Raw genomic sequence first — 14,642 nt, forward strand, 5'->3', positions numbered from 1 at the left:
ATTTTCAGTGCCGTGCGGATGCGTTGGCAAAAGTAATTTGAACTTTGACCGATTGCGATCGGTCGATAGCTGCGCGAAAGGCGGCAAGCGCTTCGGTGATGGGCAGCGTGGCAGTAATGATCGGGCGTGGATCGATTGCATGTGATCCGATAAGGCGCACGGCTTCAGCGAATTCAGTATCGAAACGTTGCGAGCCGATGAACTGGATTTCCTTGCCGACCATCACGTTCAGAGGCATTGTCGTTGGCCCGGCGACCCCCACCTGCACCATTGTGCCGAGTGGGCGCAGACACGAAATTGCATCATTGATTGCAGGTGCTGCGGCAGAGCATTCGAACACCAGATCAACCTTGCCCTTACCTTCTTTCCATCGGTCGAGCCCGGTCGGGTTGGTTGCAATATTGACTGCGTGATTGGCTCCCATTTTTGCGGCAATGGCCAGCGTCGCGTCCTGAATATCTGTCACGATAATTTCAGCGGCGCCCCGCATTCGCGCTACCGCCACGCAAAGTGCCCCAATAGGGCCAGCACCAGTAACGAGCACAACCTTACCCGTCAGACTGCCAGCGATTGCCTCACCGCGGTTGGCTGCATGAAGGCAAACTGCCAGCGGTTCCGAACAGGCCGCCGCACCCGGATCGATGTCATCGGGAACAGCGAAGCATTGATCCGCAGCAATTACCATTTTGTCGCGAAACATACCCTGCTCGTGTGGAAGATACATTGCGGAGCCTTTGAAACGCATCGCAGTGCAATGGCGCGGCAATCCTTGCTGGCAAAAACTGCAACTACCGCAGGGCTGCGATGGGTTCATTGCAACGAGCTGGCCGACGGCGAGGCCGGCTACGCCTTCGCCAAGTGCTGCGATCCGTCCGGAAGCTTCATGTCCGAGGATGATGGGTTCCCGGACACGAATGGTGCCAATGCCGCCTTCCAGCCAGTAATGTAAATCCGACCCACAAATGCCGCCAGCCTGAACAGCCACCATCACCTCACCGGGGCCTGGTGCTCCGAGTGGTCTGTTCTCGATCCTCAGATCATCCTGTGCATGCAGGCAAATTACACGGGTGTTGGGCAATTCTGTCATTGCAACCTCATGGCATCAATGTGTTTGGCAGCCATGTCGCCAGAGGCGCAAAATAACTGACCATCAGAAGAACGATAATATTGGTGATGATGTAGGGAATGATGGCCCTGATCACCGGTGACAGTGGCAGTCTTGCAATATTAGACGCAACGAACAGGCAGACACCGACGGGGGGTGTCGTCAGGCCGATCATCAGGTTCAGGACTGCAAAACAGGCGAAGTGAATAGGGTCGATGCCGACCGCTATCGCCAGAGCCTGCAAAGGTACGAACAGAATGATCAGAGCCGCAATCGTTTCCATGAACATGCCAACGAACAGAAGCAGAATGTTAATCAGCAGAATAACGAGAAACTTGTTGTCGGTAATGGAGAGAACGCCATTTGCCAGTGTCTGCGGAATGCGCTCTGCGACCAAAATCCAGCCAAAGACATTCGCAGTGCCGACCAGCACCAGAATGCCAGCCGAGCTGATTGCGCTGTCGATGATGATCTTGGGGATACGGCTTACCGGCAATTCCCGATAAATGAACAGGCCGACGAGGGCTGCATAAAGACATGCCACCACGGCAGTTTCTGTTGGTGTGGTGATGCCGATCAGCAGTCCGCCGACAATCAGGGCGGTCATTGCAATTGCCCAGATCGCTCCTGTGAACGACGAGAACAACTCGCGGACCCCTTTCCAATCTTCGCGGGGGAAGTTCTTCTTCTTTGCGATGAAATAGGTTGTGACCATCATCGCAAAACCCATCAATAATCCGGGCATTGCACCGGCGAGAAACAGTTTCCCAACTGAAAGGCCGGAGAGCGATCCGACAATAATCATGGGAACGCTCGGTGGGATCATGGGGCCAACTGTCGATGAGGCAGCGGTGACTGCAGCCGAGAAATCAGCGGGGTATCCAACTTTCTTCATGCCGGGGATCATCATGCCGCCAACCGACGCTACGTCAGCGACCGCTGTTCCGGAAATGCCGCCGAAGAGCATGGATGCTGCGATATTGGCTTGTGCAAGGCCGCCGCGCATCCAGCCGACCAGAGCATTGGCAAAGCGAATGATCCGCTCGGTAATGCCGCCAGAATTCATGAGATTTCCAGCCAGAATGAAGCCAGGAATGCAAAGCAGCACGAAACTGTCCATCCCTGCGTACATTTTCTGAGGGATAACAACGAGTGGGATGTCCGCAAACAGTAGATAGGCCATTGAAGACAGGCCCAATGTCACGGCAACGGGCAAGCCGATGGCAAGGCCCAGAACAAACGTGCCAAGAAGAAGGGTCAGACCCATCAGTTTTCCTCCGAATTGGGGATGGGGCGCCCATCATGGCGGCCTGTCAGCATTTCGATGATGCGCAGAACTGCCCAAAGGGTGAGCGCAACGAAAAGAATAAGCTGCGATGCGTGGATGAAGTCCATGCGCCAGCCGAGAGAAGGGGCCGTTTGACGGCTGCCAATGGTGGTATAATCCCATGCGGCAGGCAGAAGCACGACTGCGAAAACCACTGTCAGGATTGCACTGACCAATCGCAGCAGCCAGGGCATACGACCGGGCAGGCTTTCACATAAGAGGTCAACATTGACCATGTCGCCGCTACGCAAGGCAAGACCTGCGCCCAGCGCGCCGATGTAGAGCAAGCAGAACCTGGTAAGCTCCTCAGTCCAGACCGGAGCAGTGCTCAGAAACGTGCGTGCGTAAACCTGCAGCAAGACTGTGCCCATAAGCACGAGAAATGTTGCGAGTATCAGAAGGCGGCAGACGCCCTCCAATCCTTTGAATGTTTTTGTCATGGTGTCCTCGACAGGTAGCTGCCGGATTTAATCCGGCAGCGCCTTTATCTCAGTCGTTGAAAACCTGTTCGGCCAGAGGGCGGATGTCCTGCGGCACCGATGCGAGAACTGCGTCTTTTGCCTTAGCTGCGAATGCGGCCTGATCGACTTCGACGAATTTTACGCCGCGCGCTTCCAGATCAGTGACGAGTGCTTTTTCGTCTGCGGTGAACAACTCACGCTCATAGGCCTGAGTGCTTTTAGCTGCTTCCTGCAATGCTGCCTGATCTGCTTCCGACAATTTGCCCCAGCTGCGCTCTGATATCGTCAGATAAATCCACGAGCGAACATGTTCGGTCTTGTTGATGACTTTCTGAACTTCATAAAAGCCACCCGATTTGAAGAGAGCGAGCGGATTTTCCTGTCCTTCGATGGTGCCATTCTGAAGCGAGGTGAACACTTCCGAAAAGGCCATAGGGGTCGGGTTTGCACCAAGCGACTGCCAAGCGGCCACAAAAATTGGAACGTTCGGGACGCGGACTTTGAAGCCTTTCAGATCTTCCGGCTTGGTGATCTCGCGGTTGGCCGAAAGATTGCGTGGACCACGCGCGAAATAGGTCAGAGGACGGATACCCGCCTTTTCGATAATTTCGGCTTCGATTTGCTGACCGATATCACCTGATGCAACCTTGTCCATATGTTCAAGCGACTTGTATCCATATGGTAGGGCCAGCAAGGCCGCTTTCGGAGCCCAGTTTTGTAGGCTCTCGCCGGTAATGGTCATGTCGGCGGTGCCGAGCTGCATACCGTTGATGACGTCGATTTCCTTGCCGAGCGATTCATTCGGATAGACTTCAACGGCTACACGCCCTTCGGTGCGAGACTTGACCTCGTCAGCGAATTTCAGCGCGGCTTTGTGCCAGATGTTCTCTTCATTGGCGAGATGGCCGAGCTTGAGAGTAACCTCTTGTGCCAGCGATGTGCCTCCCATCAATGCGAGCATCGCGCAGGTTGCTGCTATGTGCTTAAAATTCCGAAACTTCATTCTTTCCTCCTCTGGAATGATGTCATTGCTGCATTGTGCAGCGCTATAGAAAATACTCGGGCCTCTCCTGCTCAATCACGGGGAGATCAATCAGAATCCCCTGCAGGTGTTGCCGCATGAATTGTTCGGCTCGGGAGGCGTCTCCCGTTGCAATGGCCTCAACCACTTCACGATGCTGGGCAATCAGGCGAGCAACCGGGAAATGCATGCTTGAAAGAAAGCGCACCCGATCCATCTGGGCCTTCATCTCTACGACGACGCGCCAGGCTTTGCCCTTGTCGGCGCCTTCAGCCAGAGTACGATGGAAAATCTCATCCGCATCCATGAAATCCCGGGCCGATCCGCCGATGAGTTCTTCCTGACGAACGAGCTGCACCCGCAGTTCTGTTACAAGCGCAGTGTCGGGGGATTGAGCCAGAAGCTTAACGATATCGGCTTCAACCGCTTCACGCACAAAGCGTGCATCCATCACCGCCTGTAGTGAAATTTTTGCCACAAAGGTGCCGCGTTGAGGGCGGACCTCAAGCAGGCCTTCATTGGCAAGGGTAATGAAGGCCTCGCGCACGGGTTGGCGGCTGACACCATACTGCTGAGCCACGTCTGCTTCGGAAATTCTGGTGCCGGGGGACAATGCATTGTCAATGATGGCAGCCCGCAATGCAGCGTAAAGCTGATCCACCACACTTATGTGCTTTGGTCGCAACAATTGACTTTGCATATTCTTCCTCCTCTTTTTTGACTATACCATACTACCATACCAGTCAATATGGTGATGCTTCGACCTGCCGAGCCATCCACAATCGATACAAGATCACAGCCTGATGCGGGAATTCAGCAGAACAGCATAGGGAAGCATCTGACGGCTGGTTGGAGTTGGACAAGCATCAACTCGGCCGAAAAGGTTAAACGCACCCGGTGATGTGTGTTGCTGGGCGTTACTGACGGGAATGCTTTGGCGTTCGCCAATCGATCAGGTTCAGCGATAGAAGGGATGACAGCTTTTTAAGCCTGAAAAATAGGTTGCGAAGCTTTGTGACTTATCAGATCGAAGTTCTAACAATTTGTTTTAAAAAGCCTATTGCAAGATTTGCTTCCACTATTCGGAATATTCACCCAGCGTTCTACAATATGATTTAGTCACATGTTTTGATGCGGATTGGTGCCGTTTCGTCTTTACCCAATTCGATGCATTTTTGAGCTGCGCAGAAAGTCCAGCCGCCGCCAGTCTTGCCGGAAGCGGCCAGAACGATTTCCTGGCGGGGTGGGATGTGCGGGTGATATTTATACCAACCGTCTTGCAGGACTGCATCTGGGGGAGGGTCCATGCCTGCTCCCGACCCTTTGATACGTGCCTCAGACAGAACCAGCCCTTGAGATGTGACTGCCCAGGATTCTTGCCAAGGCACTTTTTCAACGCTGTGCGTCCATGAAAGCAGAAAGCTTGTGGCGGCGATTTTTATGACGCCGCCAGCTGTTGCAATACAGACCGCCATTTAGCCGGATGACGCGACAACCGATGGTCGCGATCTCCAGAAATGCCAGATAAGGAAAGCTGCGCAGGCAGCAAAGCCCAGTTCATCACTATAAGGATAGGTGGCAAGCATCAGGGCAATTGCGACGAAAGCCCATATGCGTTCCCACATATTCAATGGGGTCCGAAGATGGCCGATCGCTGCCGCACCCCAAAGCAGGATGCTGAGCAGCGCCTTGATGAACATATAGGCGAAGGCTGGCCAGAACCCGATTTTTTCTGAAAGCGGACCGCCTTCCTGCAACATGATGACTGGTTCGTACACGGCCATGAACGGCACGGCAAAGCCTGCGACCGCGATGCGGATCGCCTGCATGCCGATCTTCATTCCCGATACTCGTGCGATTGGAGCAGCTGCAAAAGCCGCAAGAGCAACGGGAGGGGTGAGGTCAGCCATGATGCCAAAATAGAAGACGAACATGTGCGACACCAGCAGAGGTACTTCGAGGTGAAGAAGCGCAGGCCCAGCTATCGAAGAGGTGATGATGTAGTTCGGGATGGTCGGAATGCCCATGCCAAGCACAAGACAGGTAAGCATTGTCAGTACCAGCGAGAAGAACAGCGAGTTTTCTCCGACACTCACAATCACACGCGCAAAAGTCGATCCAGCGCCCGTGATTGCCAGAACGCCGATGATGATACCAACAAGGGCGCAGGCGATGCCCACTGGGAGCGCGTTCTTGGCACCTTCCGCTAAGCTTTGAAGGCAAAGATTAAGCGTCTCGCGGCCACCGCGTACCAGAAAATTGATAGCGACCAGAACAGCGACGAGAACTATAATCAGCGTAATTCCGCGTAAGGCGTAGCCGAATATGTTGAAGGTGGTACCGAAAGCAGCTGCTGACATGACGCCCAGCACCACCCAGAACAGAATCCGCAGGGGCATGGACATGCCGCCGGAAACCGGTACGCCGAGGATGATAAGCGCAGTCAGGCTGAGGCCGACAGTGCCGGCAAAAAGCGGTGTGTAGCCCGAGAACAGGAGCCAAACCAACGCCACGAGCGGCAACACAAGAAACCAGCGTTTTCTGATTGCTTCCAAAGCGCTCGGCATTTCGCTCTTATTCAGGCCCTTCATCTTGAGGCGACGCGCCTCAAGATCAACCATGACGAAGACGGTGATAAAATACAGAATTGCAGGTACGATTGCTGCCTTGACGATATCGACATAAGGCAGGCCGAGCGTTTCAGCCATGATGAAGGCCACGGCACCCATGACTGGAGGCATGATCTGCCCACCCATAGACGCAACAGCCTCAACACCGCCGGCGAATGCAGGGCGAAAACCGGATCGCTTCATCAGCGGAATGGTGAACGCGCCTGTCGTCACAACATTGGCGACGCCGGAGCCATTGATCGTTCCCATGAGCGCGGATGAGATCACGGATACTTTTGCTGGCCCTCCGCGCGAGGCGCCAACTGTTCCCATTGCGATATCGTTGAAAAGCTGGATCATGCCAGCGCGTTCGAGAAATGCTCCGAACAGGATAAAGAGGAAAATATAGCTCGATGAGACGTAGATGGGAGTCCCGTAGATGCCTTCGGTTCCCAGAAAGAGAACTTCAACCACCTGTTCGAAATCATATCCCCGGTGATTTAAAGGATGAGGTAAATACTGGCCGAATAAGCCATATGCCAAAAATATCGCGCAGATGAGCGGCAAGGTCCAGCCCATCATTTTCTTTCCCGCCCAGAAGACGAGCACGACGACGAGAATGCCGATCACAATATCCAGCGTATTGGGCTCACCCGCCCGGATCACAAGGTCTTCGTAGAAAATCCAATGATAAAGGCTGAGCACAAAGGACACGATAGCAGCCAGCCAGAAGGCTGCTCTTTTGGCAGCGACCGTGCTCGCATTCGCATAAAGGCCGAACAGTAGCAGGAGTAGGAATCCGACATGGATGGAGCGAACCACCTGGCTCGGTAATGGCGAATAGGCAGAAGTCCATAGCTGGAAAACGGAAAAAGCCACGGCGATGGCAAACAGGAGTTTCGCTCCTGTGCCGTTGCCCCAGCCAGGAATATGCTCGGCCGATTCGACGGCGTTGTTCTGGCTCTGCGTCATGAACGAACCTTCATCAGATTATACCAGTTAAAACAAACAGCTGCTCCGAAGACCCGATGAGATCAGATCAGATGTGAACTGTTGGAAAAGGGATGAAGCCCGAGTTATCCGGCTCGGGCTCTGATCCTCCGGGTGTGGCAGAGAGACCCTGCCACGATTGCCAGCCGGGCTTATTCGATGCCCTTTTCCTTGTAATAACGCAGTGCGCCAGGATGTATAGGAACCGGCGAGATGATGGTGTTTTTGTCAAGTTTGATTGCTTTTGCCGAAGAATGGGCGGCAGCCAGCTGGTCGAGATTCTCAAACAACCCTTTGGTCATTTGATAGACCAGTTCCTCGTCCATATCGGGACGAACGATCAAATAGTTGATCACGGAAGCCGTTACGACATCCTTGTCCTGTCCGCTGTAAGTATTTGCCGGGATCGTATTGACCTGATAGGGCGCACCGATTTTTTCGATGATATCGGCGGGAACTTCAACCACGTTGATGTCTACGGCGTTGGCGAGATCGCGCAACGAGGCGACACCAAGACCGGACGATTGCAAAGTGGCATCAAGTTGGCGGTTCTTCATAAGCTCAACCGATTCTGCAAAAGGCAGATATTCGATCTTGCTGAGGTCGTCATAGGAAAGCCCCGCAGCTTCCAGAATGGTTCGTGCATTCAGTTCGGTTCCAGACTTTGGCGCGCCGACGGAAAGTCGCTTACCTTTGAGGTCAGCCAGTGTCTTGATGCCGGATTCCCTGGAGGCAACGATCTGAACATAATTCGGATAGATTGCTGCCAGAGTGCTGAGATTGGTGAGTTTCTTTTTGAAGCCAGCGGCTTCATTCCCCTCATAGGCGTCTCGCAAGGAGTCTCCCAGAGTGAACGCTACTTCTCCGCGACCGCTGTTGATAAGGTTGATGTTTTCTATCGATGCTTTGGTCGCCTGAACCGATGGCCGTACGTCAGGAATGCTGGAATAGATTTTTTCCATTGCAACGCCGAGCGGGTAATAAACACCACTGGTGCCACCAGTCAGAATATTCACAAACTCTTCAGCTTTGGCTTGCGCCGCACCCAGAACCAAGCCCAGTGCTGTAGCCAGAGAAACAGTCGTTTTCCGGTTAAAAATTTGCATACTTCCTCCTCCCATCAATAAATGTCGCCGTGGCGCTAAAACCACGACTGAGTTGGGGGATCTTGCAGATCGTTCCCCCACTGCATTTTAAAATGTCCTCCCTAGGAACTGGGGAAACGCTATAGCATTATTCGGAGAATCCCAAATGTTTTTGGCCATTATTATTTGGCCAGTATAATTCTCTCAATTGACTTCATGATAATGCGATTTTGATATCCGTTCTTCAATGAATTAAAGAACGGAATCAAACTATCATTCCAGAATGAATATATGTGGTTACGACGTTATTTCTCAGACCAGATAGAATAGTCTATTTTATCTTTTAGTTCGGGGAAATTGTCGGGATCAAAGCGCGGTTCACCTGATTTTTGCTGATTGAAATAATCTTTGGTGATTTTGACGACTGTCCCTGACAGAAGCACGATAGCGATCAAGTTGACCGATGCCATCAGACCCATCGCCGCGTCGGCCATGTTGAACACTGTTGCGACGGTCGTATAGGCACCCCAGATTACCATGATCAGAACAGCCGCACGCAGAGCGCCGATTGTCCCCCGATTGTCGAGTTTCAGGAAAACCATCGCGTTTTCTGAATAGGCGTAATTTCCGATGATTGAGGTGAAGGCGAAGAAGAAAATGGCAATCGCAATAAAATAGCGACCGGCCTCTCCAATGTGTACCACCATTGCTTCTTGTGTCAGTGGTGTTCCGGTCAGCTCCGAACCCGGTGTCATGACGCCTGACAGCAGGATCATGATGCCTGTGGCGGTACAGATCAGGATTGTGTCGATGAATACGCCAAGAGCCTGCACAAAACCCTGGCTCGAAGGGTGGTGAGGTGAGGGCGTGGCGACGGCTGCAATGTTAGGCGCGGAACCCATACCGGCTTCATTTGAAAACAGACCACGCTTGACGCCGTTCAGCATGGCTCCTGCAATACCACCCGCAGCCTGCTCAATACCAAAAGCACTCTTGACGATAAGGGCAATCACTCCGGGTACGGCAGTAATATTTGCGACAATTACATAAAGAGCCATACCAAGATAAGCGATGGCCATGAACGGTACGACGTACTCGGCAACCTGTGCGATCTGGCGAATACCGCCGAAGATCACGATCCCTGTCAGTACGGCAAGTGTAACGCCGACCCAGATTTTTTCGATGCCGAAAGCGCCCTGCACAGCGTCAGCGATGGAGTTTGCCTGCACTGCGTTAAACACAAGTCCGAATGCAATAATAAGGCAAACCGAAAAGATGGCGCCGGCCCACGGAGCATTCAAACCACGTGAGATGTAGAAGGCAGGACCACCACGATACTGGCCATTGTGATCTTTGATTTTATACAGCTGCGCCAGAGCGCTTTCGGAGTAGGCAGTTGCCATACCCACGGTGGCGACGACCCACATCCAGAATAAAGCGCCCGGACCACCCAGAAACAGAGCCACAGCTACGCCAGCGAGATTTCCTGTGCCGACCCGCGATGCGAGACTGGTGCAGAGTGCCTGAAACGGTGTGATGCCGCTGGCGTCATTTGCCGGTGCGCGCATGACTGACCGGAAGAACTCCGGAAAATGTCTGAACTGTATGAACCCAAGGCGAAATGTAAAATATAATCCCACTGCGATAAGGCCATAAAGGAGAATATAGCTCCAGAAGATCGTGTTCAGAAAGTCGATGATTGCATTCAGTATGGTCACGACGATCTCCTTTTAACAGGCATGTGATGAATTGATATTTATTCATGTCGCATGAGTTCATGCGTGGAGTATCTCAATTTTTATTATAGAAATATCTTAATTAGCGAATACGAATTAAATGTCCAGCCGTTGGGCAATCAGCCCACAGAGCCCAATAACATAACAGCCGATTATAGATTACACCTCTCTGATTCAAGGTCTATCTGCGTTACCACCGCAGCAAAAGACGGCCGCCGATCATGCCAAGCAGTCCAGTGATGGCGATGCCGAGCGTATACCAGATCGCGACAAACGGAATCCCTGTCTCGGGGCAATGGAGCGAATAGACAAGAACGCCACTTCCGCCTGATAAGATGCCTGCGGCGAGACCTGCAAGCGCCGGATTAGCAGGAGCCAGCCTGCGCATAGCTGCAAGAAGCGATGCCAACATGGGCGAAGATATGAGAACGATCAGCCATGGGCAGACGAGCGCGGTACGTCCCCACACCAGCACATCCTTCTGTTCAGGCAAAGCATTTCCCCATTGATACAGTGCGACCCCAATCAGGCAAACAAGAAGCAGTGCTAAAGGCAGCCAGTTCATCCGGGCATGGATCGGTCGGGACAAGGCAAAAATTGCGGGAACCAAAATCAAAAGCAAGAATGTGGCATAGGCAAGCTTGGTCCAGAAGGCAGCCGTTGTCATAGCCAGAGACAGATCATGACGAACACCTAACAATAGGAGCATGATGACAAGCCCGGCTGCTATGCCACCGCCAGCATGGCGCAAAAACAGCAGGCGCATGGCGTTCGACGCAACGGGTTTAACGTCAACTGCCAGCCGGTTGATCAGGTTATCAGTCATTCTTTTTACCCCCGAACTTTTGGGCAAGTGTCGCTAGACCCCGATGTATGGCTACTTTGACTGCGCTTTGGCTCATGCCTGTGGCCTGCGCAGTATCGTCAATGGATTGCCCTTCGATCTTTACCTTGCGGATCAGTCCGGCAGTACGCTCTGGTATATCGTTCAGCATTCTGTCCACATCCATGCGGGCATTTGTGGCATCCGCTTCATCGGGAAACAGAATGTCGTCCTCGAGCGATGTGGTCGCTCGCCGTCCCTGTCGGCGCAGATGATCGAACAGTTTGTGACGGGCTATTGCGCTGACCCAGGGCATGAAAGGCAGATCACGATCATAAGTTATGCGTCGGGTGTGGATCGCCAGCAGCGTTTCCTGCATCAGATCCTCAGCTTCCGTGCCGCCACTGAAAAGACGTCGCTGGAAATAGGACGTGAGAAGGCGTGATAATTCGCCAAGCAGCGTCCGGTAGGCCGCTTCATTTCCATCCAGCGCCAGTAACATCAGGCTCTTTAACCTCTCTTCGCTCGAATAGGTCAGATTGCAACTCCTACTCACCGGCTTATTCGTGAAAGAAACGGAAAAGGTTACATATTCCGGACAGATGATCACATCGGCGTGATTGATGTAACCATTTTCCTCTGCCTGACGAAACTCTTCTCGTCACGCGCCATTGGCGCGAAGATCAACAGGAGTATCGTTATGACCATCAAACAGAACATCGTTGTCCTCCCGGCACTTGCCCTGCTTGCAGGCCTTTCTTTCATGCCGGCTTCTTTTGCGCAAGACGCGATGAAAACCGATGCCATGAAGTCTGACACCATGAAGTCTGACACCATGAAGTCTGGCGCGATGAAGACGGACACTATGAAAAAGGACTCCATGGGCAAGCAGGACGCCATGAAGGGCGCCGCCATGCAAAAAGATACCAAGAAGAAGATGAAGAAGCATGGCGACAAGGCAATGAAGAGCGATGCCATGAAATCTGACACCATGAAATCGGATACCATGAAGAAGCCACAGTAATCGCCATTGCCCGCTGGTCTTCCCTCAGACTGGCGGGCGTTTTGCTGGAGCGCAATGCTATGGGACAGCTCGTATATCGTCAGCGTTTGCTGACACGCATCACACACTGGGTTTGGGCCGCGTGCCTCTTTTTCCTTCTTTTGTCGGGATTGCAGATATTCAACGCGCACCCGACGCTCTATCTCGGCAATGAATCCGGTTTTAGCTATGACAATGCGGTTCTTGCGATTTATGCCGTCGATGGTGAACACGGTCCTGAAGGCCGCGTCGACATTCTGGGCCAGACAATTGGCACGACTGGCATTCTGGGCGTAACAGGCACAGCGGATACGCCACACTATCAGGCCTTTCCGCCAGCATTGACCATTCCGTCGTACCGCGATCTTGCTACTGGGCGGATAGTCCATTTCTTTTTTGCATGGCTGCTTGTGACCACACTCGCACTATGGCTTGCGGGCAGTATTCTTAACGGACACCTGAAGAAAGACATTCTGCCGTCCGTTTTAGATATTCGCCGTTTGCCGCGCGATATGCTTGACCATCTGAAGTTTCGCTTTGAACACAGAAAGTCCTACAACCCGTTGCAGAAGCTGACCTATTTTGCCGTCTTCTTTGGGCTTTTCCCATTGATTGTGGTTACAGGTCTGGCGATGTCTCCGGGTGTCGACGCAGTGTTTCCGCTGACTGAGTGGCTCGGGGGAAGACAGACCGCACGAACGCTTCACTTTACAGCCGCTTTGTTACTTGTGTTGTTCTTCCTGGTTCATATCGCAATGGTGCTTGCCGCAGGTCCCATCAACGAACTGAAATCAATGATTTCCGGATGGTACCGTATCGACCGGTCCGAAGACGAAACGGAAAAGCTGCCATGACCAAATTCCAGCTATCCAGAAGACGTTTCCTGAGCGTCACCGGGGTCGCCGCATCATCCGTTCTTCTTAGCGGTTGTGACGCATTTGACTTTATCGGCGAAAATGAAAGCACCACCCGGCGTGTGCTCCAAAAGGCGAATGATCTGACCTATGCAGTCCAACGCGGGTTGCAGGGCAGGGACGCTTTGGCAAGAGAATATAGCGAAAGTGAAATACGACAGGGACAGAAGCCTAACGGCGAAACAAACCCTGAAACAGAAGAGTATGAAGCTCTACGGGCTGGGAATTTTGCCGATTATCGCTTGGAAGTACATGGTCTTGTGGAGGCTCCCCTTCGCATTTCTCTGGAGCAGTTACGCAATATGCCTCAACGCACCCAGATCACGCGCCACGACTGTGTTGAAGGCTGGAGCACAATTGCCAAATGGTCTGGAGTTCCCTTAAGCCAGATACTCGATCTTGTTCGCCCCCTTGCGTCTGCACGTTATGTGGTCTTCCACTGTTTTGATGCGGTACAAACTATAAGCGGCCCCGCCTCGTTCTACGGCAGTATAGATCTGATTGATGCGCGTCATCCGCAGACTATGCTGGCTCACGGCCTCAACGGCGGTACTTTACCGGTAGAGAACGGTGCTCCCCTCCGCCTGCGCGTCGAACGACAACTTGGGTACAAAATGAGCAAGTATATCAAATCTATAGAACTCGTATCCGGCTTTGCGAACATAGAGGGCGGAAGAGGCGGCTATTGGGAAGATCAGGGATATGATTGGTATGGAGGGATTTGAAGGCAGATGGCTGCTTCTCCCGTTTAGTTGATTGCTAGCAATCTCGTGGCTGAGTGATGAAATTATGAAAGCGTCACATTGACGAAATTGAACCAGCCACCAAAGATGTCCTTCATTGAGACGATGAACTTAAGGGGGCAAAGTCGCGCCAGCCGGTAAAAAGATATTTGTTCTCCAATTCCAGCGGAATGGAAGTTTAAAGCGCTTTACGATCGGAGCGTTTGCAGCGCCATGGTCTGCGGATGCAGCTCGCGATGCAGAAAAAACCTATGGGACGTGCGTTTAAAAATACTCGTTGAGCTATGATTGTATGATGGCAATGGCATTCGAGAAGCACTTCTTGGCAGTAGTACCAAGCCTGTCATTTCGTCCAAAGCGAACTGCAAAAAAACGCTATCTGCGACTTCCAAGCTTACAAAGATCGTAACCGCGTCGAACGTGTATTCAACAGAATAAAGCAATTCTGTCGCATTGCCACTCAATATGACAAAACCAGAAAATCTTTCGAGGCAGTCCTAGCTATTGCGGCCGTAAAAATATGGTTGCATGACTTTGCCAGCAGGGTCTAACATAACAAATGCGTTGACGGTAGATTCGGAAAAAACTCGGAAAGTATTTAAGAATTATACTGTGAACTATTCATTATTATTTTTAATTTACTTTTATCAAATGATTGAATTGTTGCTGATCGGGTCAATCAATTCGTTTCTAACGCTGCTTTGCACAACCATCACCTTACAATCTGGATCAAACTGAGTTGGAGTATAGCTCTATCCAGCGGGAAAGCTGTCCATTTCCCATTTT

Annotated in this window: 15 protein-coding genes; 4 read left to right on the forward strand and 11 right to left on the reverse strand. The window is 52.2% G+C overall.

Features of this window, described 5'->3' with window-relative positions:
- Positions 1 to 4 precede the first annotated feature (4 nt).
- The 11 genes from CEV32_RS02600 to CEV32_RS02650 all read right to left on the reverse strand — a co-directional run bounded on the left by CEV32_RS02600 (position 5) and on the right by CEV32_RS02650 (position 11,659).
- Complete coding sequence (locus CEV32_RS02600) at positions 5 to 1,087, reverse strand: L-idonate 5-dehydrogenase (RefSeq protein WP_094573888.1); 1,083 nt, start codon at positions 1,085 to 1,087, stop codon at positions 5 to 7.
- 7 nt (positions 1,088 to 1,094) lie between these two features.
- Positions 1,095 to 2,372 carry a TRAP transporter large permease gene (locus CEV32_RS02605; protein ID WP_094573889.1) on the reverse strand — a complete coding sequence of 426 codons (1,278 nt, stop codon included), beginning with the start codon at positions 2,370 to 2,372 and terminating at the stop codon, positions 1,095 to 1,097.
- Positions 2,372 to 2,872 carry a TRAP transporter small permease gene (locus CEV32_RS02610; RefSeq protein ID WP_094573890.1) on the reverse strand — a complete coding sequence of 167 codons (501 nt, stop codon included), beginning with the start codon at positions 2,870 to 2,872 and terminating at the stop codon, positions 2,372 to 2,374. Before CEV32_RS02610 ends, CEV32_RS02605 begins: the two co-directional genes overlap by 1 nt.
- A gap of 49 nt (positions 2,873 to 2,921) precedes the next feature.
- Positions 2,922 to 3,896: a TRAP transporter substrate-binding protein gene (locus tag CEV32_RS02615; RefSeq protein WP_094573891.1), complete on the reverse strand. Its 975-nt coding sequence runs from the start codon at positions 3,894 to 3,896 to the stop codon at positions 2,922 to 2,924.
- Between the two features lie 43 nt (positions 3,897 to 3,939).
- On the reverse strand, positions 3,940 to 4,614 hold the full coding sequence (locus CEV32_RS02620) for a GntR family transcriptional regulator (RefSeq protein ID WP_094573892.1): 675 nt from the start codon (positions 4,612 to 4,614) through the stop codon (positions 3,940 to 3,942).
- Positions 4,615 to 5,029: 415 nt separating this feature from the next.
- Entirely contained in the window at positions 5,030 to 5,389 is a 360-nt protein-coding gene (locus tag CEV32_RS02625; protein WP_094573893.1) for a DUF1850 domain-containing protein, read from the reverse strand.
- Complete coding sequence (locus CEV32_RS02630; RefSeq protein ID WP_094573894.1) at positions 5,390 to 7,495, reverse strand: TRAP transporter permease; 2,106 nt, start codon at positions 7,493 to 7,495, stop codon at positions 5,390 to 5,392.
- Between the two features lie 170 nt (positions 7,496 to 7,665).
- The gene (locus CEV32_RS02635; RefSeq protein WP_094573895.1) at positions 7,666 to 8,619 is read right to left on the reverse strand and encodes a TAXI family TRAP transporter solute-binding subunit; all 954 of its coding nucleotides are present in this window, start codon (positions 8,617 to 8,619) and stop codon (positions 7,666 to 7,668) included.
- Between the two features lie 284 nt (positions 8,620 to 8,903).
- On the reverse strand, positions 8,904 to 10,307 hold the full coding sequence (locus tag CEV32_RS02640; protein ID WP_094574449.1) for an alanine/glycine:cation symporter family protein: 1,404 nt from the start codon (positions 10,305 to 10,307) through the stop codon (positions 8,904 to 8,906).
- Positions 10,308 to 10,524: 217 nt separating this feature from the next.
- Positions 10,525 to 11,160 (reverse strand): DUF1109 domain-containing protein, encoded by a 636-nt coding sequence (locus CEV32_RS02645; RefSeq protein WP_094573896.1) that lies wholly within the window; start codon positions 11,158 to 11,160, stop codon positions 10,525 to 10,527.
- Positions 11,153 to 11,659 carry a sigma-70 family RNA polymerase sigma factor gene (locus CEV32_RS02650; protein WP_094573897.1) on the reverse strand — a complete coding sequence of 169 codons (507 nt, stop codon included), beginning with the start codon at positions 11,657 to 11,659 and terminating at the stop codon, positions 11,153 to 11,155. The genes CEV32_RS02645 and CEV32_RS02650 overlap by 8 nt, the downstream gene beginning before the upstream one ends.
- Positions 11,660 to 11,857: 198 nt before the next feature.
- Here CEV32_RS02650 and CEV32_RS02655 point away from each other — a divergent pair, with 198 nt between their 5' ends.
- From CEV32_RS02655 to CEV32_RS24055, 4 genes are all read left to right on the forward strand, one after another.
- A complete protein-coding gene (locus CEV32_RS02655; RefSeq protein ID WP_094574451.1) occupies positions 11,858 to 12,181 on the forward strand; it encodes a pentapeptide MXKDX repeat protein in 324 nt (107 codons plus the stop codon).
- Between the two features lie 59 nt (positions 12,182 to 12,240).
- Complete coding sequence (locus CEV32_RS02660; protein ID WP_094573898.1) at positions 12,241 to 13,053, forward strand: cytochrome b/b6 domain-containing protein; 813 nt, start codon at positions 12,241 to 12,243, stop codon at positions 13,051 to 13,053.
- Positions 13,050 to 13,838, forward strand: coding sequence for a molybdopterin-binding protein (locus CEV32_RS02665; RefSeq protein ID WP_094573899.1), 789 nt, complete (start codon positions 13,050 to 13,052; stop codon positions 13,836 to 13,838). Before CEV32_RS02660 ends, CEV32_RS02665 begins: the two co-directional genes overlap by 4 nt.
- Positions 13,839 to 14,233: 395 nt before the next feature.
- Entirely contained in the window at positions 14,234 to 14,407 is a 174-nt protein-coding gene (locus CEV32_RS24055) for a transposase (protein ID WP_374882755.1), read from the forward strand.
- Positions 14,408 to 14,642 lie beyond the last annotated feature (235 nt).

This window comes from Brucella rhizosphaerae, from assembly GCF_002252475.1.
In the GTDB taxonomy this organism is placed as follows: domain Bacteria; phylum Pseudomonadota; class Alphaproteobacteria; order Rhizobiales; family Rhizobiaceae; genus Brucella; species Brucella rhizosphaerae.